Annotated in this window: 16 protein-coding genes, 9 tRNA genes, 3 rRNA genes and 2 pseudogenes; 22 read left to right on the top strand and 8 right to left on the bottom strand. The window is 51.9% G+C overall.

Going from position 1 to position 22761, the window contains the following annotated elements:
• Positions 1-24 precede the first annotated feature (24 nt).
• The gene (fmt, locus tag ABDK09_07575; protein ID XAW89575.1) at positions 25-972 is read right to left on the bottom strand and encodes a methionyl-tRNA formyltransferase; all 948 of its coding nucleotides are present in this window, start codon (positions 970-972) and stop codon (positions 25-27) included.
• Between the two features lie 15 nt (positions 973-987).
• Positions 988-1500, bottom strand: a complete 513-nt coding sequence (gene def, locus ABDK09_07580) for a peptide deformylase (GenBank protein XAW89576.1) — start codon at positions 1498-1500, stop codon at positions 988-990.
• 138 nt (positions 1501-1638) lie between these two features.
• Between def and ABDK09_07585 the strand changes: the two genes are divergently transcribed.
• The 4 genes from ABDK09_07585 to ABDK09_07600 are packed head-to-tail and all read left to right on the top strand — an operon-like array spanning position 1639 to position 4648.
• Positions 1639-2421 carry a hypothetical protein gene (locus ABDK09_07585; protein XAW89577.1) on the top strand — a complete coding sequence of 261 codons (783 nt, stop codon included), beginning with the start codon at positions 1639-1641 and terminating at the stop codon, positions 2419-2421.
• A complete protein-coding gene (dprA, locus tag ABDK09_07590; GenBank protein ID XAW89578.1) occupies positions 2408-3541 on the top strand; it encodes a DNA-processing protein DprA in 1134 nt (377 codons plus the stop codon). The genes ABDK09_07585 and dprA overlap by 14 nt, the downstream gene beginning before the upstream one ends.
• A 2-nt stretch (positions 3542-3543) precedes the next feature.
• Complete coding sequence (locus ABDK09_07595; GenBank protein ID XAW89579.1) at positions 3544-4020, top strand: DUF494 family protein; 477 nt, start codon at positions 3544-3546, stop codon at positions 4018-4020.
• Positions 4021-4060: 40 nt separating this feature from the next.
• Complete coding sequence (locus ABDK09_07600; GenBank protein ID XAW89580.1) at positions 4061-4648, top strand: topoisomerase DNA-binding C4 zinc finger domain-containing protein; 588 nt, start codon at positions 4061-4063, stop codon at positions 4646-4648.
• Between the two features lie 64 nt (positions 4649-4712).
• Here ABDK09_07600 and ABDK09_07605 read toward each other — a convergent pair whose 3' ends face one another.
• Both ABDK09_07605 and purE read right to left on the bottom strand, forming a co-directional pair.
• Positions 4713-5810 (bottom strand): 5-(carboxyamino)imidazole ribonucleotide synthase, encoded by a 1098-nt coding sequence (locus ABDK09_07605; GenBank protein ID XAW89581.1) that lies wholly within the window; start codon positions 5808-5810, stop codon positions 4713-4715.
• A gap of 44 nt (positions 5811-5854) precedes the next feature.
• Positions 5855-6340, bottom strand: a complete 486-nt coding sequence (gene purE, locus ABDK09_07610) for a 5-(carboxyamino)imidazole ribonucleotide mutase (protein ID XAW89582.1) — start codon at positions 6338-6340, stop codon at positions 5855-5857.
• Positions 6341-6566: 226 nt separating this feature from the next.
• On the opposite strand from purE, the gene ABDK09_07615 reads away from it, so the two are divergent.
• The 4 genes from ABDK09_07615 (at position 6567) to ABDK09_07630 (ending at position 9236) form a co-directional block, all read left to right on the top strand.
• Positions 6567-7124, top strand: a complete 558-nt coding sequence (locus ABDK09_07615) for an L-threonylcarbamoyladenylate synthase (GenBank protein XAW89583.1) — start codon at positions 6567-6569, stop codon at positions 7122-7124.
• A 15-nt stretch (positions 7125-7139) separates the two neighbouring features.
• Positions 7140-8054 (top strand): oxygen-dependent coproporphyrinogen oxidase, encoded by a 915-nt coding sequence (gene hemF, locus ABDK09_07620; protein ID XAW89584.1) that lies wholly within the window; start codon positions 7140-7142, stop codon positions 8052-8054.
• Between the two features lie 83 nt (positions 8055-8137).
• A complete protein-coding gene (gene aroE / locus ABDK09_07625; protein XAW90811.1) occupies positions 8138-8968 on the top strand; it encodes a shikimate dehydrogenase in 831 nt (276 codons plus the stop codon).
• A 1-nt stretch (position 8969) separates the two neighbouring features.
• Positions 8970-9236: a DUF1488 domain-containing protein gene (locus ABDK09_07630; protein ID XAW89585.1), complete on the top strand. Its 267-nt coding sequence runs from the start codon at positions 8970-8972 to the stop codon at positions 9234-9236.
• On the opposite strand, the pseudogene ABDK09_07635 reads toward ABDK09_07630, so the two are convergent.
• A pseudogene (locus ABDK09_07635) lies at positions 9229-9778 on the bottom strand (gamma carbonic anhydrase family protein). The gene ABDK09_07630 and the pseudogene ABDK09_07635 sit on opposite strands and share 8 nt — an antisense overlap.
• 534 nt (positions 9779-10312) lie before the next feature.
• On the opposite strand from ABDK09_07635, the gene ABDK09_07640 reads away from it, so the two are divergent.
• The 7 genes from ABDK09_07640 (at position 10313) to ABDK09_07670 (ending at position 15912) form a co-directional block, all read left to right on the top strand.
• Positions 10313-11865, top strand: a 16S ribosomal RNA gene (locus ABDK09_07640).
• Between the two features lie 68 nt (positions 11866-11933).
• Positions 11934-12009 (top strand) — tRNA-Glu (locus tag ABDK09_07645).
• 1 nt (position 12010) lies between these two features.
• Positions 12011-12086: transfer RNA gene (locus ABDK09_07650), tRNA-Lys, on the top strand.
• Between the two features lie 27 nt (positions 12087-12113).
• Positions 12114-12189, top strand: a tRNA-Val gene (locus ABDK09_07655).
• A gap of 357 nt (positions 12190-12546) precedes the next feature.
• Positions 12547-15436, top strand: a 23S ribosomal RNA gene (locus ABDK09_07660).
• Between the two features lie 166 nt (positions 15437-15602).
• Positions 15603-15718 (top strand): 5S ribosomal RNA (gene rrf / locus ABDK09_07665).
• The 16S, 23S and 5S rRNA genes sit together here with 4 tRNA genes alongside, the layout of an rRNA operon.
• Before the next feature lie 103 nt (positions 15719-15821).
• Positions 15822-15912, top strand: a tRNA-Ser gene (locus ABDK09_07670).
• 114 nt (positions 15913-16026) lie between these two features.
• Here the strand turns inward: ABDK09_07670 and ilvY are convergent.
• Complete coding sequence (ilvY, locus tag ABDK09_07675) at positions 16027-16920, bottom strand: HTH-type transcriptional activator IlvY (protein XAW89586.1); 894 nt, start codon at positions 16918-16920, stop codon at positions 16027-16029.
• Positions 16921-17056: 136 nt separating this feature from the next.
• Here ilvY and ilvC point away from each other — a divergent pair.
• Positions 17057-18542 (top strand): annotated as a pseudogene (ilvC, locus tag ABDK09_07680) (ketol-acid reductoisomerase).
• A gap of 138 nt (positions 18543-18680) precedes the next feature.
• Here ilvC and ABDK09_07685 read toward each other — a convergent pair.
• Complete coding sequence (locus tag ABDK09_07685; GenBank protein XAW89587.1) at positions 18681-18932, bottom strand: accessory factor UbiK family protein; 252 nt, start codon at positions 18930-18932, stop codon at positions 18681-18683.
• Between the two features lie 289 nt (positions 18933-19221).
• Here ABDK09_07685 and rep point away from each other — a divergent pair, with 289 nt between their 5' ends.
• Positions 19222-21237, top strand: coding sequence for a DNA helicase Rep (rep, locus tag ABDK09_07690; protein XAW89588.1), 2016 nt, complete (start codon positions 19222-19224; stop codon positions 21235-21237).
• Between the two features lie 139 nt (positions 21238-21376).
• Here rep and ABDK09_07695 read toward each other — a convergent pair whose 3' ends face one another.
• Complete coding sequence (locus tag ABDK09_07695) at positions 21377-21784, bottom strand: cytochrome c5 family protein (GenBank protein XAW89589.1); 408 nt, start codon at positions 21782-21784, stop codon at positions 21377-21379.
• 291 nt (positions 21785-22075) lie between these two features.
• On the opposite strand from ABDK09_07695, the gene ABDK09_07700 reads away from it, so the two are divergent.
• The 5 genes from ABDK09_07700 to ABDK09_07720 all read left to right on the top strand — a co-directional run bounded on the left by ABDK09_07700 (position 22076) and on the right by ABDK09_07720 (position 22572).
• Positions 22076-22152: transfer RNA gene (locus ABDK09_07700), tRNA-Arg, on the top strand.
• A gap of 33 nt (positions 22153-22185) precedes the next feature.
• Positions 22186-22261 (top strand) — tRNA-His (locus ABDK09_07705).
• 5 nt (positions 22262-22266) lie between these two features.
• Positions 22267-22343 (top strand) — tRNA-Pro (locus ABDK09_07710).
• A gap of 71 nt (positions 22344-22414) precedes the next feature.
• Positions 22415-22490 (top strand) — tRNA-His (locus tag ABDK09_07715).
• Between the two features lie 5 nt (positions 22491-22495).
• Positions 22496-22572 (top strand) — tRNA-Pro (locus ABDK09_07720).
• The last annotated feature ends 189 nt before the right edge of the window (positions 22573-22761 follow it).

Genomic DNA, 22761 nt, shown 5'->3' on the forward strand with positions numbered 1-22761 from the left:
ATGTACTGTGATGGTAAACAGAGCTTAGCTCAGTTGTGTCCCAACCTGGAACCAGTCGGCTCTGGCATTAAGAATGTCCTGCACCGGCAAGGCTTTTTTGCCCGGGATCTGCAGTTGCTCCAACACCAGCACGCCTGTACCGGTTGCCACATAGATACCGGTTTTGTCCGCCTGAATTATGGTCCCGGCCGGCTGGTCAGTGCTTTGATCCGCAACACAACTTTTCCATACTTTGATGCTGTTGTCCGCGGCGTCAAAGTGGCTCATCGGCCATGGATTGAACGCACGTACGCAGCGCTCGATATGCTCGGCGCTGTCCTGCCAGTTAATGCGAGCTTCTTCTTTACTCAGTTTCTTGGCGTAGTTAGCCAGCTCATCATCTTGTTTGACGGGTACGGCCTGACCGGCCTTGATGTCGGCCAGGCAGTCAATCAGAGCCTGCGGACCAAGATCAGCCAGTTTGTCATACATGGAAGCACTGGTATCGGTCGTTTCAATCGGCAGGGAGGCAATTTTCAGCATATCACCGGTATCCAGACCGACATCCATCTGCATGATGGTCACGCCGGTTTCGGCGTCACCGGCCCAGATCGAGCGCTGGATAGGTGCCGCGCCACGCCAGCGTGGCAGGATGGAACCGTGCACGTTGATACAGCCCAGTTTTGGCGTATCCAGCACAGATTTTGGCAGCAGCAGGCCGTAAGCGACCACCACCATCAGATCGGCATTGAGCTCGGCTAACTGCTGCTTGGCTTGATCCGATTTGAAGTTTTCCGGCTGATAGACCGGAATGTTATGCTCAAGGGCGATATTTTTTACCGGGCTTGCGGTCAGTTTTTTACCGCGTCCGGCCGGGCGATCCGGCTGAGTGTACACCGCGATCACTTCGTGCTCCGAAGACAATAACGCCGCCAGGTGACGGGCGGCGAAATCCGGAGTACCTGCAAACACAATACGTAATGATTGGCTCAAGGTAACCTCACTAAATTATTGATTTTTCTCGTTGAAGCGTTTGATTTTTTCCAGCTTCTCTTTGATGCGCTTACGTTTGAGCGGCGACAGGTAGTCGACAAACAACTTACCTTCCAGATGGTCGAGCTCGTGCTGCACACAAATGGCCAGCAGGTCGTCCGCTTCAAAGGTGTACTCTTCACCATCACGGTTGAGTGCTTTGACCGTCACTTCCGCTGCGCGTGGCACCAGGGCGCGCGCGCCAGGTACAGACAGACAGCCTTCTTCAATGCCGTCTTCACCGCGTTTTTCCAGAATTTCAGGGTTAATCAGCACCATCGGCTGATCGCGGGTGTCAGAAATGTCGATCACGACGATGCGCTGGTGCACATCGACCTGAGTCGCGGCCAGACCGATACCTTCCTCGTCGTACATGGTATCAATCATGTCATCGACGATTTTCTGAATCTCAGGGGTGACTTTCTCAACCGGCTTGGCAACGGTGCGAAGACGATCATCCGGGAATGTTAATACTTGTAATACAGACATATACACTCGAAAAATTGAACTGTGCCGAATCAGCTAAACGCTTGTTGGCTCAATTCTAGACATTTTATGACCTAAATGACAGCATCCTGCGTGATTTCTCCAGATCCTGGTCCCTAGTCTGCTCCGGAAAACACGCTCATGTTGAGACTGCTGTGTCTTTTTAGCTCTGTTTTTGTCCTGTTCTGTTATTGCTTCTTGTACGGCGCGTCAGCCGCTGATCGTGAGCTGAATGAGTCCGGACAGGTTCTGCCTGAGATGCGTCTGCTCGACCAGATAGCGTTAGCAAAGGTCAGCCGTGTCCTGGGTTCTTCGCGGACGCGCGCTTATTTCACGCAGCCGCAGCCGATATACATCAGCGGAGCCCATACCGAACAAAGCTGGGGGATCTACCGCCCGCTGGCTCTGTTCTCGCCACATCAGCAATCTATGCAGGCACTGCGGTTGGTCGCTCGCGCCTCGCTGACGGCCAGCGGTGGCGCGCGCAGCACGCTGCAGGTGACCAGCCAGAGCCAGGAAATTCGCCCTCTAGATATCGCTTTGCCGGCCGCAAGGCGAGCGGACATCCGCGTTCCCACCCAGCATGCCGAACCGGCTGCAGTCTCTGTTCTCGGCACCCCGCAAGGCTTGCACTACGCGGTGCGTAATGACTGGCTGGTGCTGGATAAAGGTGCCGAGGAGAAGCTGGTGGCCGGTCAACGTTTTGCACTGTTTCAGCGCGCGGCGCCGGGCGCGGACATTGCCACCGGCACCCTGATGACGGATTTGGCGGTTGGCAGTCTGGTGGTTGAGCAGGTGTACCCTCACTTGAGTCTGGCGCGGATAACCGCCAGCAGTCAGGTGATTGATAATAAAGTGGTACTGCGTGCGCTGGCTGACGACACCGACGCAGTGAGCGGGAGTGTGTTGAATGATTCACCATGAAGAGTGGAATGAGGAAGAGTTCAAAGCCTGGCTGGCCTTTGCTTGTGTGCCCGGCTTTGGTCTGCGTGCCGTGCAGCGTCTGGCGGCGCGTGATGCGCTCAGTGTTCAGCTGCGTGATATTCAAAAACGAGGGGTTGGTCCCGGCCTGAATGCCAGTCAGCTTGCTTATCTGCGCACTCAGGCCGCAAAGGATGTGGAGGCGTGCCTGCGCTGGCGTGGACAGTCATCGCAGCGCGCGATTATCACCGCCCGCTGCGCCACGTATCCGCCTTTGCTCAGTGAAATTGCGGCTGCGCCGCCGGTGCTGTTTGTCGAAGGTGATGCCGGTGTACTGCTGCAACCACAGATCGCCATTGTCGGCAGCCGTAATGCCAGCAGCAGCGGGCTGGAGATTGCGGCCCAGTTCGGTGCCCAACTGGCCGAGCAGGGGTTGGTGGTCACCAGCGGCCTGGCGCTCGGGATTGACGGCTATGCCCATGACGGCGCATTGAATGCCGGTGGCGACAGCGTGGCCGTACTGGGCTGCGGTTTAGAGCATATTTATCCGGCCCGCCATCGTCGCCTGGCCGGGCGAATTGCTGAACAAGGCGCCTTGGTCTCTGAGTTTCGGCCCTCTGCCCGGGCTCGGGCTGAACACTTTCCGCGTCGCAACCGGATTATCAGTGGTTTGTCGCTCGGGGTGCTGGTGGTGGAAGCGGCGGAAAAAAGCGGTTCCCTTATCACCGCGCGTTATGCCAGTGAGCAGAACCGCGATGTGTTTGTCATTCCCGGTTCAATTCACAACGCGCACAGTACCGGCAGTAATCAGTTGATTCGCCAGGGGGCTTGTCTGGTGCAGAATGTCGGGCAGATCCTCGATGAAGTCGCGAATTTGCTCGATTGGTCACTTAAGTCGCAGCAAACGGTGCAGTCTGAACTTTTTTCTCACCCAAATCAGCAAGAACAATTGCCATTTCCCGAGCTGTTAGCTAACGTAGGGGAAGAAGCTACACCAGTTGATATTCTTGCAAGCAGGACCCATATACCTGTCCAGGATGTCATGACGCAGCTCCTGGAGCTTGAACTTTCAGGGCATGTTGTTGCAGTTTCCGGTGGCTATATTCGAAAGGGGAGGGGCTAGCTATGATGATGGATATTTTGATGTATCTGTTTGAAACGTATATCCATAGCGATGCAGAGTTGCAAGTGGACCAAGACGAACTGGAAGAAGAACTGGTTCGGGCCGGATTTCACCAGAAAGACATCTATAAAGCCCTTCACTGGTTGGAAGAGCTGGCCGCGTTGCAACAGACTGATGCGCAATCGGCAATCGCAACCAGTTCGCCAACGTCGGTGCGTATTTATGCTGCGCAGGAGATGGAACGCCTCGATCGTGAATCACGCGGTTTTCTGATGTTTCTCGAGCAGCTTAAGGTGCTGACGCCTGAAACGCGCGAGATGGTGATTGATCGGGTCATGGGGCTGGAAACCAATGAGTTTGAGCTCGACGACCTTAAATGGATCATCCTCATGGTGCTGTTTAATGTACCGGGCAATGAGAATGCGTATACGCTGATGGAAGAGCTGCTGTACAGCAAAGAGCAGGGTATCCTGCATTAATCCACTCTGAACCCATCAGAGTTTCCACTGTAGCGCGGTTATGAGCAGTAAAATCGATCACCAGTTGTTCTCGGCCCATGAGCAGGCCCTGAATCAAGAACCTTGTCCTCAATGTGGCGGGGCGCTTGCGCTGCGCCATGGCAAACACGGCCCTTTTCTGGGCTGCAGCCAGTATCCGGCCTGCGACTATATCAAACCACTTCATCACAACGATGGTCACATCATCAAAGAGCTCGGTGTGCCTTGTCCGGAATGCGGGCATGAGCTGGTTTTACGCCAGGGACGCTACGGCATGTTTATCGGTTGCAGTCACTACCCGGCTTGTCACCATATTGAATCGCCGGATCAGCCGGCAGACGCCTCTCCGCAGCGGCAGGCTCTGGCTTGTCCTGAGTGTGCAACCGGACACCTGGTTGAACGCAAAACCCGATTTGGTAAAACCTTTTTTGCTTGTGATGCTTACCCTAAGTGTAAGTTTGCCGTTAACCAGCCACCGGTGGCCGGGCAGTGTGAAGTGTGTGGTTTTGGCTTGTTGATCGAGAAGAAGCTCGCCAGCGGTACCCGTTATCAGTGTGCGGACCGAAAATGCGGCCATACGCAGAGCAGTGATTCGTCACCGGCACAATAACCCGCAATCTGCACCATAAAAAACGGCGCCACAGGGCGCCGTTGCTGTTTGGGTTCAGCGGTAATTATTGTGGCTGAATCTGACGCGCCACTTCCTGCACGGCAGGGAAGGCATCGGCGTCGAGCACTGCGGCCAGTTCACACAGCTTGCGCTGCAGCTCACCGCTGTAGTCGGCCGTCACGTTGATATGGCCCATTTTACGGCCCGGACGTTTTTCTTTGCCGTACCAGTGAATATGGCAACCTTCCATCGCCAGCAATTGTGTTGGCAGAGTATCTTCACCCAGGATGTTGATCATGGCGGTTTCACGGATCAGTTTGGTGCTGCCCAAAGGCAGGCCGCATACCGCGCGCAGATGATTTTCAAACTGACAGGTTTCTGCACCCTGCTGGGTCCAGTGACCAGAGTTATGCACACGTGGTGCAATTTCATTGACCAGCAGTTCGCCCTGCACATCAAAGAACTCCAGTGCCAGTACGCCGACGTAATCCAGGCTGTCGGCCACCGCGCTGAACATCTGTTTCGCTTGTTCTTGCAATTGCGGCGCATCAATCGCGGTCGACAAGCTGAGTACGCCGTTAACATGGACGTTTTCGGCCAGCGGATACACCGCAATTTCGCCATTGCTGCCACGTGCACCTACCAGAGAAACCTCACGGTCAAACGGGACAAATTGCTCAGCGACTATCGCCTGGTTGTCTGACGCAGCGATACATTGTGCCATTTCAGTCCAGATTGCATCGGCATCAGCCGCTTGCTTAAGACGCCACTGGCCTTTGCCATCGTAACCACCCAGAGCACTTTTCAGTACCATAGGAATGCCGATTTTTTCGATCGCGGCATCAAAATCGGCCCGGCTGTTAATAACCGCGTATTTGGCGTTGCGGACACCGGCATTATCCAGCAGGGCTTTTTCTACCCGGCGATCGCCACCAGCTTTGATGGCTTGTGTGCTTGGCAGGAATTTCCCGCTGCGCTCGCATACGGCCAGTACGTCATGCGGAATATGTTCGAATTCTGCGGTGATCACATCCGCTTGTGCAATTGCCTGCTCCAGGCCGTGACCGACCACAGCCTGGGTGAGCGGATGCACCACATTACCGCTGGTTACATCAAAAGCGGTAATGGCAATATTGAGTGGCGCGCCTGCCAGCGACATCATGCGCGCCAGCTGGCCGGAACCTAATACCAGAAACGTGCATAGGATTACTCCTCAGCCGGATTCGGGTTAGCCAGAACCGTTTCGGTTTGCGCGGCACGGAACGCTTCCACCTTAGCCATGATGGTTTCATCATGAGTGCCGAGGATTTGCGCTGCCAGCAGACCGGCGTTCGCCGCACCGGCTTCACCGATGGCCAGTGTGCCTACTGCAACACCTTTTGGCATTTGTACGATAGAGTACAGTGAATCGATGCCCGACAGAGCACGCGACTGTACTGGTACGCCAAGGACCGGCAGGCTGGTAAAGGCTGCTGCCATACCTGGCAGGTGAGCCGCGCCGCCTGCGCCGGCAATAATGACTTTCAGGCCACGCTCTTTTGCGCTTGAGGCATAATCGGCCAGAAGTTGAGGGGTACGGTGCGCTGAAACCACTTTAGTTTCGTAAGGAACACCAAACTGATCCAGCATCTCTGCTGCTAGCTTCATGGTTGGCCAATCCGATTTTGATCCCATGATAATGCCGACTTTCATCTCAAACTCCTTCAAGCGTTTTAATTTGGGTGAGCGATCGTTGGCGCATTATACGAGGATTTTTCTCGCAAGCAAACGTTTGCGTCAACGGGGTGTTTCCCGACAGCTAAATTAGCAATAATTAGATTTAGCTGTCACGCCGGATAATTTGTACACTAAGCGGCAAATACAGAGCAGGTCAACAGAGCCTGGTAAGTACAAGTCAGCTAAATAGTAGGAATCTCAGGTGAATAATTTCGAACATACACTGCAGGCATTGCAGTCTGGTGAAGTGATTGCTTATCCGACCGAAGGCGTATTCGGGGTCGGTTGCGATCCGGATAACCCGCAGGCGATTGAAAAACTTTTGCAGCTTAAGCAGCGCCCGGTGGAAAAAGGTCTGATTCTGATTGCGGCTTCTTATCAGCAGCTGCTGCCTTATATTGACGAAGCGCAGCTGACCGCTGAACAGCTGAAGCGGGTTCAGTCAACCTGGCCTGGTCCGGTGACCTGGATCATGCCGGCCAGTGAGCGGGTCTCATCCTGGGTCAGCGGCCAGTTCGATACCATCGCGGTACGGGTGACCGATCATCCGCTGGTGCAGCAGCTGTGCCAGGCGTACGGTAAACCGCTGACGTCAACCAGTGCTAACTTGTCCGGGCTGCCACCATGTATGACGACGGCAGAAGTCGAGCAGCAACTTGGTGACAAGCTGGTGGCGATTCTGCACGGTGAAACCGGCGGACGTAACAAGCCAAGCGAAATTCGTGACGCGAAAACACTTCAGGTATTAAGACAGGGTTAACACAAGGACACCACCATGCCGAGTATAGATAAAGAAGCGGTCAAACAGTTCCTGCTCGAATTACAGGACTCTATCTGTCAGCAGCTGGAAGCCGTCGATGGCGCGGCCCGATTTGAAGAAGATGCCTGGCAGCGTGAGCCGGGTGAACGTCTGGGCGGTGGTGGCCGTACCCGGGTGATGCGCAATGGTCAGGTGTTTGAGCAGGGCGGCGTGAACTTTTCTCATGTTGCGGGTAAACAGATGCCGGCCTCTGCGACGGCGCATCGTCCTGAACTGGCCGGGCGTTGCTTTGAGGCCATGGGGGTGTCATTGGTGATGCATCCTAACAACCCTTATGTGCCGACTTCGCATGCTAATGTGCGTTTCTTTATCGCCGAGAAAGAGGGTGAAGCACCGATCTGGTGGTTTGGTGGTGGCTTTGACTTAACGCCGTTTTATCCGTTTGAACAAGACTGTCAGCACTGGCACCAGACGGCAAAGGATCTGTGTCAGCCATTTGGCCCGGATGTCTATCGTGAGCATAAAGCCTGGTGTGATGACTATTTCTACCTGCCGCACCGTGAAGAGACGCGTGGCATTGGCGGCCTGTTTTTTGATGATCTGAATCAGTGGAGTTTCGCGCAGTGCTTCGATTACATCAAAGCAGTGGGAGAAGGCTATACCCAGGCCTATCTGCCGATTGTTGAACGTCGTAAGCAGACACCTTACGGCGAGCGTGAGCGTGACTTCCAGCTCTATCGTCGCGGCCGTTACGTTGAATTCAATCTGGTCTTTGACCGCGGCACCTTGTTCGGCCTGCAGTCAGGTGGCCGTACTGAGTCGATTCTGATGTCGATGCCTCCCCTGGCTCGCTGGGAATATCGCTATCAGCCTCAAGAAGGCAGCGCCGAGGCACAACTGGGTGAGTTTTTAGTACCGCGCGAGTGGTGACAGAATTTCGTGTCGGTGGTAGGGTCGCATCAGCGACCCTATTTTCTATTCAGGATTCAGGCAAAAATACTTCAGGCATGGATATGGCTTTTCAAAACGATCATTATGCAGTGTTCGGCAACCCTATCGGGCACAGCAAATCCCCTTTTATACACACTCTGTTTGCCCGTCAGACCAATCAGTCAATGACGTACACGGCGCAGCTTGCACCGGTCGATGGTTTTGTTACGGCAGCCACACAGTTTTTCGCCACTGGCGGAAAAGGCTGTAATGTGACTGTCCCTTTTAAAGAAGAGGCATTTCAGTTTGCCACCCGGCTCACTGAGCGTGCCCGTCTGGCGGGCGCGGTCAATACGCTGAAAAAGCTCGACGACGGCATTATTCTCGGTGACAACACCGATGGTGAAGGTCTGGTTCAGGATCTGATGCTGCATCAGGTGGTCCTGCAGGGTGCCAACATTTTACTGATTGGTGCCGGCGGTGCCGCACGCGGGGTGATTAAACCTTTGCTGGATAAAAATCCTCGTTCTATTACTGTGACTAACCGGACGCTGAGTAAAGCTGAGCAGCTGGTGGCGAATTTTGCCGGTGATGAGCGGGTGCAGGCGGTAGCGATGGATCAGGTCGCCAGCGGTTACGATGTGGTCATCAACTCCACCTCGGCCAGTCTGGAAGGCAAACTGCCTGAGGTCAGTGGTGCGATCTTCGGTTCGCACAGCGTGGCGTATGACATGATGTATGGCAAAGGTCTGACCGTCTTTAACCAATGGGCGCTGGACAATAGTGCTGCTCATGTTTACGACGGGCTGGGTATGCTGGTTGGTCAGGCGGCGGAGAGCTTTATGTTGTGGCGCGGTTTACGTCCCGGCACAAAGCAAATTCTGCGCGAGTTACGTAACAACCTGGAAGCGTAAAATGAATCAGTCAATTTTATTTCCTGATATACAAAGTTGGGATGAAGCGCTGCAGGCGGTGGTTTTTCCGGCTCAGCAGTCCGGTGCCCTGATCCAATGTGTGGTGCCATTAACTGAACTGAGTCGTTTAAGCGGCCGGGTGGTCGAGGATAGCCAGCAAGCGCTGGATACTTTTGCCGAGTTGCGCTTTGATCTTGAAGAGAGTGCTGAGGCACTGATTGAAGATGAAGCCTTCAATCAGTACGGACAAATTGAAGTCGTCAGCTGACGACTTCGACTTCATTCATATAGTCATTTTTGTTCTGCACATAGTTTTGAGCAGATTTGACTAAAAAGGCTTTCTCTTTGTCGGTCAGTTTCGCGGGCTTGTTTAACCGGGCTGCCGACATACAAATAGCCACTTTGTAAGACTTTGCCTGGAGGGACAAGACTACCGGCCCCGATCATGACATCGCTTTCTACTACCACGCCGTCTAAGACAATCGCCCCCATGCCGACCAGTACCCGGTCGCCTATGGTGCAGCCGTGCAGCATCACTTTATGGCCGACAGTGACATCATCACCAATCAAAAGCGGATAGCCATCCGGGTTCTCCGCGTTTTTATGGGTCACATGCAATACGCTGCCGTCCTGAATATTGGATCGGGCGCCGATCTGTATATGGTTAACATCGCCGCGTGCTGCGACCAGTGGCCAGACACTGGCGTCGTCACCTAAGGTGATATCGCCGACAATGACGGCGCTGCTATCGACATAAACCCGCTCACCCAATTGGGGAATGATTCCTTTATAACTACGAATTGCGCTCATGACGCCTCCTTATTTAGGCTGTAAAGGCCAGTTTAGAAGTGAAAGAGTGTAAGAAATAGCCCTTTGTGAGCAAAAAAACGTCAAACGACAAAAAAAACGAAAAAAACGACAAAAAGCCCTTGCCAACGTGAACGCGATCTCTATAATGCCCCCTCGCTGACACGGCAAAGCTTCGAAAGAAACCAAGCGGTCAGTCAGGTTCATTTTAAAAGCTGAAAAGCTTGCGAAAATAAATTTAAAAAGTGTTTGACACGAAAATTTATCTCGCTAAAATGGCCGCCTCTTCCACGGTGACTCAGTCACTGCGGCCGGAAGAGAAGCTCTTTAACAATATAAACCTATCAATCTGTGTGGGCACTCGTTGATGATAATCGAAGATGATTCTAAAGAATCAACTTAGGTATCAATGAACTGAGTGACCAATCGATACTTCGGTATCGGCACAGTCAATTCATTATCGTTCTGTTGGAACGATAATAGCTTTGAATTACTAAGGTAATTTAAAGTCAGTATTCATTGAGCCGACAAAATCTTAAATTGAAGAGTTTGATCATGGCTCAGATTGAACGCTGGCGGCAGGCCTAACACATGCAAGTCGAGCGGCAGCGACTTAACTGAACCTTCGGGGAACGTTAAGGGCGGCGAGCGGCGGACGGGTGAGTAATGCCTGGGAAATTGCCCTGATGTGGGGGATAACCATTGGAAACGATGGCTAATACCGCATGATAGCTTCGGCTCAAAGAGGGGGACCTTCGGGCCTCTCGCGTCAGGATATGCCCAGGTGGGATTAGCTAGTTGGTGAGGTAAGGGCTCACCAAGGCGACGATCCCTAGCTGGTCTGAGAGGATGATCAGCCACACTGGAACTGAGACACGGTCCAGACTCCTACGGGAGGCAGCAGTGGGGAATATTGCACAATGGGCGCAAGCCTGATGCAGCCATGCCGCGTGTATGAAGAAGGCCTTCGGGTTGTAAAGTACTTTCAGCAGTGAGGAAGGCGGGTGTGTTAATAGCGCATTCGTTTGACGTTAGCTGCAGAAGAAGCACCGGCTAACTCCGTGCCAGCAGCCGCGGTAATACGGAGGGTGCGAGCGTTAATCGGAATTACTGGGCGTAAAGCGCATGCAGGTGGTTTGTTAAGTCAGATGTGAAAGCCCGGGGCTCAACCTCGGAATTGCATTTGAAACTGGCAGGCTAGAGTACTGTAGAGGGGGGTAGAATTTCAGGTGTAGCGGTGAAATGCGTAGAGATCTGAAGGAATACCGGTGGCGAAGGCGGCCCCCTGGACAGATACTGACACTCAGATGCGAAAGCGTGGGGAGCAAACAGGATTAGATACCCTGGTAGTCCACGCCGTCAACGATGTCTACTTGGAGGTTGTGGCCTTGAGCCGTGGCTTTCGGAGCTAACGCGTTAAGTAGACCGCCTGGGGAGTACGGTCGCAAGATTAAAACTCAAATGAATTGACGGGGGCCCGCACAAGCGGTGGAGCATGTGGTTTAATTCGATGCAACGCGAAGAACCTTACCTACTCTTGACATCCTCAGAAGAGACTGGAGACAGTCTTGTGCCTTCGGGAACTGAGAGACAGGTGCTGCATGGCTGTCGTCAGCTCGTGTTGTGAAATGTTGGGTTAAGTCCCGCAACGAGCGCAACCCTTATCCTTGTTTGCCAGCGAGTAATGTCGGGAACTCCAGGGAGACTGCCGGTGATAAACCGGAGGAAGGTGGGGACGACGTCAAGTCATCATGGCCCTTACGAGTAGGGCTACACACGTGCTACAATGGCGCATACAGAGGGCGGCCAACTTGCGAAAGTGAGCGAATCCCAAAAAGTGCGTCGTAGTCCGGATTGGAGTCTGCAACTCGACTCCATGAAGTCGGAATCGCTAGTAATCGTGGATCAGAATGCCACGGTGAATACGTTCCCGGGCCTTGTACACACCGCCCGTCACACCATGGGAGTGGGCTGCAAAAGAAGCAGGTAGTTTAACCTTCGGGAGGACGCTTGCCACTTTGTGGTTCATGACTGGGGTGAAGTCGTAACAAGGTAGCGCTAGGGGAACCTGGCGCTGGATCACCTCCTTATACGAATGATTATTGCGATGAGTGTTCACACAGATTGATACGGTTTAGATAAAGAAGAGTATCTTAGTGTCCCGTTCGTCTAGAGGCCTAGGACACCGCCCTTTCACGGCGGTAACAGGGGTTCGACTCCCCTACGGGATACCACGGGTCGTTAGCTCAGTTGGTAGAGCAGTTGACTTTTAATCAATTGGTCGCAGGTTCGAATCCTGCACGACCCACCATTCCTTCCATGGGAATTAAAATAAGATGGGCGATTAGCTCAGTTGGGAGAGCACCTGCCTTACAAGCAGGGGGTCACTGGTTCGAACCCGGTATCGCCCACCACTCTCTAAGTATTTTTGGATTTCAATTTCCAAACCACTTCAGTAAAACGTACGTGGTTCGGATTTCTGACGCTGAGAATCTTTAGAAAGTGCCAAACAGGTACTCTGTTTCGAAAGAAACAACGCTCTTTAACAATTTGGAAAGCTGACAAAATAATCTTTTAGATTATTTGTAAAGTTCTCAATGTATTCCTTAGTGGAATACACCAACAACACATTCAAGTGTGCTTGGTAGAAACTTGTTTACAAGTTTCAAAATTGAGTCCGGCAAAATCGAAATGTCTCTCGCTCATTCAAATAATGAGAGACAACTAAACCTTGGTTGTTTGCCATACGTAAAGACCCCTTCGGGTTGTATGGTTAAGTGACTAAGCGTACACGGTGGATGCCTTGGCAGTCAGAGGCGATGAAGGACGTACTAACTTGCGATAAGCCCAGATGAGACAGTAAGAGTCATTTGAGTCTGGGATTTCCGAATGGGGAAACCCACGTGCATAAGCACGTATCATTAACTGAATACATAGGTTAATGAAGCGAACCGGGGGAACTGAAACATCTAAGTACCCCGAGGAAAAGAAATCAATTGAGATTCCGAAAGTAGCGGCGAGCGAAATTGGATTAGCCCTTAAGCTTTATATGCGTCAGGTGAAGGTTCTGGAAAGGACCGCGAAACAGGGTGATAGCCCCGTAACCGGCAGCGTATGTTCAGTGAAATCGAGTAGGGCGGGACACGTGTTATCCTGTCTGAACATGGGGGGACCATCCTCCAAGGCTAAATACTCCTGACTGACCGATAGTGAACCAGTACCGTGAGGGAAAGGCGAAAAGAACCCCTGTGAGGGGAGTGAAATAGAACCTGAAACCGTGTACGTACAAGCAGTAGGAGCACCTTCGTGGTGTGACTGCGTACCTTTTGTATAATGGGTCAGCGACTTATATTCAGTGGCAAGGTTAACCATTTAGGGGAGCCGTAGGGAAACCGAGTCTTAACTGGGCGTTCAGTCTCTGGATATAGACCCGAAACCGGGTGATCTAGCCATGGGCAGGTTGAAGATTGAGTAACATCAATTGGAGGACCGAACCGACTAATGTTGAAAAATTAGCGGATGACTTGTGGCTAGGGGTGAAAGGCCAATCAAACTCGGAGATAGCTGGTTCTCCCCGAAAGCTATTTAGGTAGCGCCTCGGACGAATACTACTGGGGGTAGAGCACTGTTAAGGCTAGGGGGTCATCCCGACTTACCAACCCTTTGCAAACTCCGAATACCAGTAAGTACTATCCGGGAGACACACGGCGGGTGCTAACGTCCGTCGTGGAGAGGGAAACAACCCAGACCGCCAGCTAAGGTCCCAAATTACAGCTAAGTGGGAAACGATGTGGGAAGGCTCAGACAGCTAGGATGTTGGCTTAGAAGCAGCCATCATTTAAAGAAAGCGTAATAGCTCACTAGTCGAGTCGGCCTGCGCGGAAGATGTAACGGGGCTAAGCTGTAAACCGAAGCTGCGGCAATGCGATTTATCGCATTGGGTAGGGGAGCGTTCTGTAAGCCGTTGAAGGTGAACTGTAAGGTTTGCTGGAGGTATCAGAAGTGCGAATGCTGACATGAGTAACGATAAAGGGGGTGAAAAACCTCCTCGCCGGAAGACCAAGGGTTCCTGTCCAACGTTAATCGGGGCAGGGTAAGTCGACCCCTAAGGCGAGGCCGAAAGGCGTAGTCGATGGGAAACGGGTTAATATTCCCGTACTTCTTACAATTGCGATGGGGGGACGGAGAAGGCTAGGTGGGCCTGGCGACGGTTGTCCAGGTTCAAGTGCGTAGGCTTGAGAGTTAGGTAAATCCGGCTCTCTTTAAGGCTGAGACACGACGTCGAGTCACTACGGTGATGAAGTCATTGATGCCATGCTTCCAGGAAAAGCCTCTAAGCTTCAGATTGTAAGGAATCGTACCCCAAACCGACACAGGTGGTCGGGTAGAGAATACCAAGGCGCTTGAGAGAACTCGGGTGAAGGAACTAGGCAAAATGGTACCGTAACTTCGGGAGAAGGTACGCTCTTGACGGTGAAGTCCCTCGCGGATGGAGCTATTGAGAGTCGCAGATACCAGGTGGCTGCAACTGTTTATTAAAAACACAGCACTGTGCAAAATCGTAAGATGACGTATACGGTGTGACGCCTGCCCGGTGCCGGAAGGTTAATTGATGGGGTTAGACTTCGGTCGAAGCTCTTGATCGAAGCCCCGGTAAACGGCGGCCGTAACTATAACGGTCCTAAGGTAGCGAAATTCCTTGTCGGGTAAGTTCCGACCTGCACGAATGGCGTAATGATGGCCACGCTGTCTCCACCCGAGACTCAGTGAAATTGAAATCGCTGTGAAGATGCAGTGTACCCGCGGCTAGACGGAAAGACCCCGTGAACCTTTACTACAGCTTGGCACTGAACATTGAACCTACATGTGTAGGATAGGTGGGAGGCTTTGAAGACGTGACGCCAGTTGCGTTGGAGCCGTCCTTGAAATACCACCCTTGTATGTTTGATGTTCTAACTCTGGACCGTTATCCGGTTCGAGGACAGTGCCTGGTGGGTAGTTTGACTGGGGCGGTCTCCTCCCAAAGAGTAACGGAGGAGCACGAAGGTGGGCTAATCACGGTTGGACATCGTGAGGTTAGTGCAATGGCATAAGCCCGCTTGACTGCGAGAATGACAATTCGAGCAGGTGCGAAAGCAGGTCATAGTGATCCGGTGGTTCTGAATGGAAGGGCCATCGCTCAACGGATAAAAGGTACTCCGGGGATAACAGGCTGATACCGCCCAAGAGTTCATATCGACGGCGGTGTTTGGCACCTCGATGTCGGCTCATCACATCCTGGGGCTGAAGTCGGTCCCAAGGGTATGGCTGTTCGCCATTTAAAGTGGTACGCGAGCTGGGTTTAGAACGTCGTGAGACAGTTCGGTCCCTATCTGCCGTGGGCGTTGGAAGATTGAAGGGGGCTGCTCCTAGTACGAGAGGACCGGAGTGGACGAACCTCTGGTGTTCGGGTTGTGTCGCCAGACGCATTGCCCGGTAGCTAAGTTCGGAATCGATAACCGCTGAAAGCATCTAAGCGGGAAGCGAGCCCTGAGATGAGTCTTCCCTGACACTTTAAGTGTCCTAAAGGGTTGTTCGAGACTAGAACGTTGATAGGCAGGGTGTGTAAGCGTTGTGAGGCGTTGAGCTAACCTGTACTAATTGCCCGTGAGGCTTAACCATACAACACCCAAGGGGTTTTGATTGGACTCAATGCAAGTACATTGAATGTGTGTGAGAACTTAAACAGCTTTCCGAATTTTGGAATTGAATTTATTAACTACATCCCTGTAGTTAACCCTTCGGGCCGCACTAAAGTGCGTTAAATTTTGTTCCTGACAAAATTTTGCTTGGCGACCATAGCGTTTTGGACCCACCTGATTCCATTCCGAACTCAGAAGTGAAACGAAACAGCGTCGATGGTAGTGTGGGGCTTCCCCATGTGAGAGTAGAACATCGCCAGGCTTTAATATCGTTTCAGAACTCTCTTTTTTAAGAGAATACCCTGGAAACACAGCTAAATATCCAGCGTCGTAAGTGTAAGACTCGATTTTTAGTGACAATTTGCGGAGAGATGGCTGAGTGGTTGAAAGCACCGGTCTTGAAAACCGGCGTACGTTAATAGCGTACCTAGGGTTCAAATCCCTATCTCTCCGCCACTATTAAAGAAACCCGCTGAGCAATCAGCGGGTTTTTTGCGTTTGTAGGATCAAAGCGTAGAATTATAGACCCTAGACCCTAGACCCTAGACCCTAGACCCTAGACCCTAGACCCTAATCAACAATACTGCGTTTGGCCGATACTACGCGCCACAGCGCTCTGACCAGCGGATCATCCAGCTGCGAGCGTTTGCAACATACCCCGAGCTTGAACGGCTTAATCGGCGAGAAAGAGAGTCGTTGCACCTTTTCACGTACCGGACTGTTATTGATCACCACATCGGGAGCGATTCCCACCCCGCAGCCCAGCGCGACCATACTGACAATCGCCTCATGGCCGGCTATCTGAGCATAGATATTGGGTTTGATCTTCATACGTTTAAACCAGCTGTTGGCTCGGTCACGGGCCGTACCGACTTCCGGCACGATAAACGGGACCTGAGACCAGTCCGGATGTTCTTTCTGTACTTCTTCGACAAAGCTGCTGATCCCTATCGGTGCGATCACCGACAGCGGCAGTTCACTGATGGTGGTGAATTCCACCCGTGACGGCAGATGCTCCGGCATCGCGGAAATCGCAATGTCCGCTTCATCATTCAGTATTTTATCGATGGCCTGGGCCGGATCCCCGGTCAGCAGTTTAAATTCAATCGACGGGTGTTTAAGCCGGAATGCATTGAGCAGTTCCGGCAAATGACTGTAGCTGGCCGTGACCGAACAGAACAGACGAATTTCCCCTTTCAGCTCCGCTTCCTGCTCGTTGAGCTGGGTATGGAACTGGCGCCATTCACTGGTGATGCGCATGGCGACCGGCAACAGCTTACTGCCGGCCGGAGTCAGTTCGACACTGCGGTTGTCCCGCACGAACAGAGCATGACCGACTTCATCTTCCAGCTTTTGAATCTGCCGGCTCAATGCGGACGGACTGACATGCATTGCGGTCGCCGTTTTGCTGAAATTCATACTGTCGCAAAGATGGAGAAACAGTTGTAAGGTTTTAATGTTCATAAGCGGACTCTGTGTTGCATTAATTGCAATAACTAATTGTGAATATATCACTTTGAGCAACTGAATGTCTGTTTTAGTATGAATTCATTCGGTGCACAGCCACCGACCTGATGGAATAAATTAAAGGAGCACCCTGATGGCGAACTATTTCAATACCCTGAACCTGCGTGAGCAATTGGACCAACTAGGCCGCTGCCGTTTTATGGCACGTGAAGAATTTGCAACTGAAGCAGATTACCTGAAAGGCAAGAAAGTGGTCATCGTAGGTTGTGGTGCTCAAGGCCTGAACCAAGGTCTGAACATGCGTGATTCTGGTCTGGACGTATCTTACGCACTACGCCAGGCAGCGATTGACGAGAAGCGTCAGTCTTACAAAAACGCCAAAGACAACGGTTTTGTGGTAGGCAGCTACGAAGAGCTGATCCCACAAGCTGACCTGGTTGTTAACCTGACTCCGGATAAGCAGCACACTGACGTAGTTCAGACCGTAATGCCGCTGATGAAACAGGGTGCAGCTCTGGGTTACTCACACGGCTTCAACATTGTTGAAGAAGGCATGCAAATCCGTAAAGACCTGACGGTTGTTATGGTGGCACCTAAGTGTCCGGGTACTGAAGTACGTGAAGAGTACAAACGTGGCTTCGGTGTTCCGACTCTGATCGCTGTTCACCCAGAGAACGACCCGCAAGGCGACGGTCTGGAAATCGCCAAAGCATGGGCTGCGGCAACTGGTGGTCACCGTGCAGGTTGTCTTGAGTCTTCATTCGTTGCTGAAGTGAAATCTGACCTGATGGGCGAGCAGACTATCCTGTGTGGTATGCTGCAAGCGGGTTCTATCGTATGTTACGAGAAGATGATTGCTGACGGTATCGATGCGGGTTATGCAGGTAAACTGCTGCAGTTCGGTTGGGAAACCGTAACCGAAGCACTGAAATTCGGTGGCATCACCCATATGATGGATCGTCTGTCTAACCCGGCTAAAGTGAAAGCGTTTGAACTTTCTGAAGAGCTGAAAGATCTGATGCGTCCACTGTACAACAAGCACATGGATGACATCATCTCTGGTCACTTCTCAAGCACCATGATGGCTGACTGGGCGAACGACGACGTGAACCTGCTGGGTTGGCGTGCAGAGACTGCAGAAACTGCCTTTGAGAACTACCCAGAGTCAGATGTGAAGATTGCTGAGCAAGAGTACTTCGACAACGGTATCCTGATGATCGCTATGGTTCGCGCCGGGGTTGAACTGGCATTCGAAGCGATGACAGCATCAGGCATCATCGATGAGTCGGCTTACTACGAATCACTGCACGAAACTGCCACTGATCGCGAACACTATCGCACGTAAGCGCCTGTACGAAATGAACGTGGTTATCTCTGACACTGCAGAATACGGTAACTACCTGTTCGCAAACGTAGCGACTCCGCTACTGCGCGAGAAGTTCATGCCTAAAGTAGGTACTGACGTAATCGGTAAAGGCCTGGGCGAAACATCTAACCAGGTTGATAACGCAACTCTGATTGAAGTGAACAGCATCATCCGTAACCACCCGGTTGAGTTCATCGGTGAAGAGCTGCGTGGCTACATGAAAGACATGAAGCGCATCGCTGTAGGTGACTAATTAAGTCGGCTTAAAAAGCATAATAAAAGCAAACACAACACAACATAAAAACAAAAAGGGCTTAGTCGTAAGACTAAGCCCTTTATAATTGCTGCTGACCGGTGTTGCCTGCCAGTCCGGGGCACCCGGAGCAGGTTATTATTTGTCAGCCAGTTTGGCTTCCAGCTCAGCCAGCTTCTGTTCCATTTCAGTCAGCTTCTGACGTGTACGCAGCAGAACCTGAGTCTGCACATCAAACTCTTCACGGCTGACCACATCCAGCTTATTCAGCTGGCCCTGAATGACCTGACGAACTTTCTGTTCGACATCGGTACCCAGGTCTTTGACCGGTTGCGGCATGGATTCGTGAATCTGTTTCGCGATTTGCTCAAGTTTCTTTGGATCAAACATTGGTTATTCACTCCTGTATTTATGTCTTTCATTCTATGCAATTCAGTATCGAAAGTCGTTAATTGCGATGATAAAAAAGCGTGAAAGCATACTTTTGTCACTCAGATCAAAGGAGTAGCGAATCAGGCTCGTCACAGTAGCCGATGAACCTTGCCCCGGTTGTCTGCGCAGACTGAGCTGCGCTGATTGTCTGAGCGGATGATTTTTAGGTTCGTGCTCGCAGCGGAGTGGAAAGTGTCCGCTTGCGGCATTATCATGAGCGCCTTCAATACGCAGATCAGAGAGCACTATGAAGCTGAACCCAAGACAAGATGAAGCCGTGAAATACGTATCTGGCCCCTGCCTGGTACTGGCGGGTGCAGGCTCGGGCAAAACCCGGGTTATCACCAATAAGATTGCCTATTTGGTTCAGCAGTGCGGGTACAAAGCGCGTAATATCGCTGCCGTGACCTTTACCAATAAAGCCGCGCGTGAAATGAAGGAACGCGTAGGCCAGACCTTAGGTAAAGCCGAGTCCCGTGGTCTGATGGTATCGACCTTCCATACCCTCGGGCTGAATATTATTCGTCGTGAGTACAAGCAGCTCGGCCTCAAAGCAGGCTTCTCCCTGTTTGATGACCAGGATCAGCTCGCCCTGCTTAAAGAGCTGACCGAAAAGCAGCTCGACGGCGATAAAGATCTGCTGCGCCAGTTGATGAGCACTATCTCGAACTGGAAAAACGACATGTTGTCACCGGATCAGGCCAAAGCGCAGGCACAGGGTGAACAACAGCAGCTGTTTGCATTCTGCTACGAGATGTACCACACCCAGATGCGCGCCTATAACGCACTCGACTTTGATGACCTGATTCTGCTGCCGGTTCTGTTGTTACGTGGCCAGGAAGAGGTGCGACAGCGCTGGCAGAACCGGATTCGTTACCTGCTGGTCGATGAATATCAGGACACCAACTCAAGTCAGTATGAGCTGGTGAAATTGCTGGTTGGTGAACGCGGCCGTCTGACGGTGGTCGGTGACGATGACCAGTCGATCTACTCCTGGCGTGGCGCTAAACCACAAAACCTGGTGCTGCTGGGGCAGGATTTCCCCAATCTGCGCCTGATTAAGCTAGAGCAGAACTACCGCTCAACCAGTCGTATTCTGCGCGCGGCTAACATTTTGATTGCCAATAACCCGCACGTGTATGAGAAGTCGCTGTTTTCCGAGATCCCGGATGGTGAAAAACTCAAAGTGATCATGGCCAAGAATGACGACCATGAAGCTGAACGGGTGACAGCGGAAATCGTGGCGCATAAATTCCTTAACCGCACTCATTATCGTGATTATGCGATTCTGTATCGTGGTAACCATCAGTCGCGTCTGATTGAAAAATCCCTGATGCAGAACCGGGTGCCGTACAAAATTTCCGGGGGAACGTCATTTTTTGCCCGCGCGGAAATTAAAGACATCATGGCGTACCTGCGCGTGCTGGTGAACCCGGACGACGACAATGCGTTTCTGCGTATCGTTAACACGCCGAAACGGGAAATCGGCCCGGCGACCATGGAGAAACTGGGCAGTTACGCCAATATGCGTGGTAAGAGCCTGTTTGAGTCCAGTTTTGAGCTCGGGCTGGAACAGCATCTGTCCGGGCGTGGCCTGGAAAATCTGCGCCGTTTTACCCAGTGGCTGGTTGCGATTTCCGATAATGCCGAACGCGGCAACACCGTAGAAGCAGTGCGCTCTCTGGTTCGCGATATTCACTATGAAGACTGGCTGTACGAAACCTCATCCAGTGCGAAAGCGGCCGAGATGCGGATGAAGAACGTCTCTGAGCTCTATTCCTGGATTGTCTCTGACCTTGAGGGAGATAATTATGATCAGGAAGAGAAAACCCTCAAAGAGGTGGTACAGCGCCTGACGCTGCGAGACATGATGGAGCGTGGTGAAGATGAGGACGACAGTGATGCGGTGCAGCTGATGACGTTGCACGCATCTAAAGGCCTCGAGTTTCCCTACGTATACATGCTTGGTACGGAAGAGGGTATTCTGCCGCACCAGACCAGTATTGATGAAGACAATGTCGAAGAAGAGCGACGTCTGATGTATGTGGGGATTACCCGTGCCCAGCGTGAAATGACCTTTGTGATGTGCAAAGAGCGCCGTCAGTATGGTGAACTGCTCAAACCGACCCAGAGCCGTTTTCTGGATGAGCTACCTTACGATGATGTTGAATGGGAAGTAAAGAAGAAACCACTGTCGCAGGAAGAGCGAATGGCCAAAGGTCAGGCGCATATTGCCAACCTGAAGGCGATGTTTAAAAAATAGCGTGCGCGCTTGTACGCCTATTGCGACAGAGATGAAAAAGGCTTGGTTTATCCAAGCCTTTATTCTTATATTCGAATCTTAGGTTGCTTTATCAAAGCCTTGATTAAATTATCCAAGCTTTCACTGCATTCCGGGTCGATTACAGACCTTCTATCATATGCTCAATCGCGGCCATGATTTCATCGTCTGAACAGTCCATACAAGTACCACGTGGTGGCATCATATTCAGACCGTTAATAGCGTGCTGCTGCAGGACATCTTTACCCTGGGCAATGCGCGGAGCCCAATCAGCGGCATTGCCAATTTTGGGAGCGCCACTGACTCCGGATGCGTGACAAGCGATACAAAAGGTGCCGTAAACAGAGGCGCCATCACGCGGGCCGGTTGGTTCTGCAGCCACCGGTTCACTGCCTGCCAGATACACATTACCCACAGGTTTGATGCGTTCTGCAATGGCATCAGCATCGGCGGAACTGGTTGCGAAGGAGGCGGTAGAAAAGGTTAGTGCAGCGAACAATACGCTTAAGACTGATCGAGACATATCCATTTAACTCACTTTACATTCCAAAGGTAAGTGCTGCTTACCCAATTATTATTTAGCGTAGGGTGATTTATTGGCCGGACTGGCTGTTAAATCAATGTAAACTGTGGGTGATTATAGATCGATAACATGGTGCAATAAACAACAAGTTGCGATCTTCAGGGGGTGAGTCACATCCTTAAATAGGGTGAATTCGCCATATCTGATGAAAAAGGCACCAAACGAATAAAAAAAGTTGAAAAAGTACTAGACGACCCATGGCGATCTACGTATTATTCCCATCCGCCGATAGGGCATGCGCCCGTAGCTCAGCTGGATAGAGCGTTGGCCTCCGGAGCCAAAGGTCGAAGGTTCGAATCCTTTCGGGCGCGCCAATTCCCGGAAGCAATATCGGTAAAAATTTAGTGGTGGCTATAGCTCAGTTGGTAGAGTCCCGGATTGTGATTCCGGTTGTCGCGGGTTCGAATCCCGTTAGCCACCCCATTCGTCGGTGAATAGCGCAGTTTGGTAGCGCATCTGGTTTGGGACCAGAGGGTCGGGGGTTCGAATCCCTCTTCACCGACCACTTATTTAAGTGTCAGGCGTTAAGCGTGATACGAAGTAACGGCATACAAGCGGTTATTGCAAAATTCAGCGGTGGCTATAGCTCAGTTGGTAGAGTCCCGGATTGTGATTCCGGTTGTCGCGGGTTCGAATCCCGTTAGCCACCCCATTTGTCGGTGAATAGCGCAGTTTGGTAGCGCATCTGGTTTGGGACCAGAGGGTCGGGGGTTCGAATCCCTCTTCACCGACCACCATTCAAAGCCTCGTCAGCAATGACGGGGCTTTTTTACATCTGAATGATTGTGGAGGATGCTTCATAGCATCGCGGGTCGTGGGCTGGAGCGCCAGTCCGATCTAATCCCTCTTCACCGACCACCATTCAAAGCCTCGTCAGCAATGACGGGGCTTTTTTACATCTGAATGATTGTGGAGGATGCTTC

The sequence above is a fragment of the Vibrio sp. CDRSL-10 TSBA genome, from assembly GCA_039696685.1.
Taxonomy (GTDB): Bacteria; Pseudomonadota; Gammaproteobacteria; order Enterobacterales; family Vibrionaceae; genus Vibrio.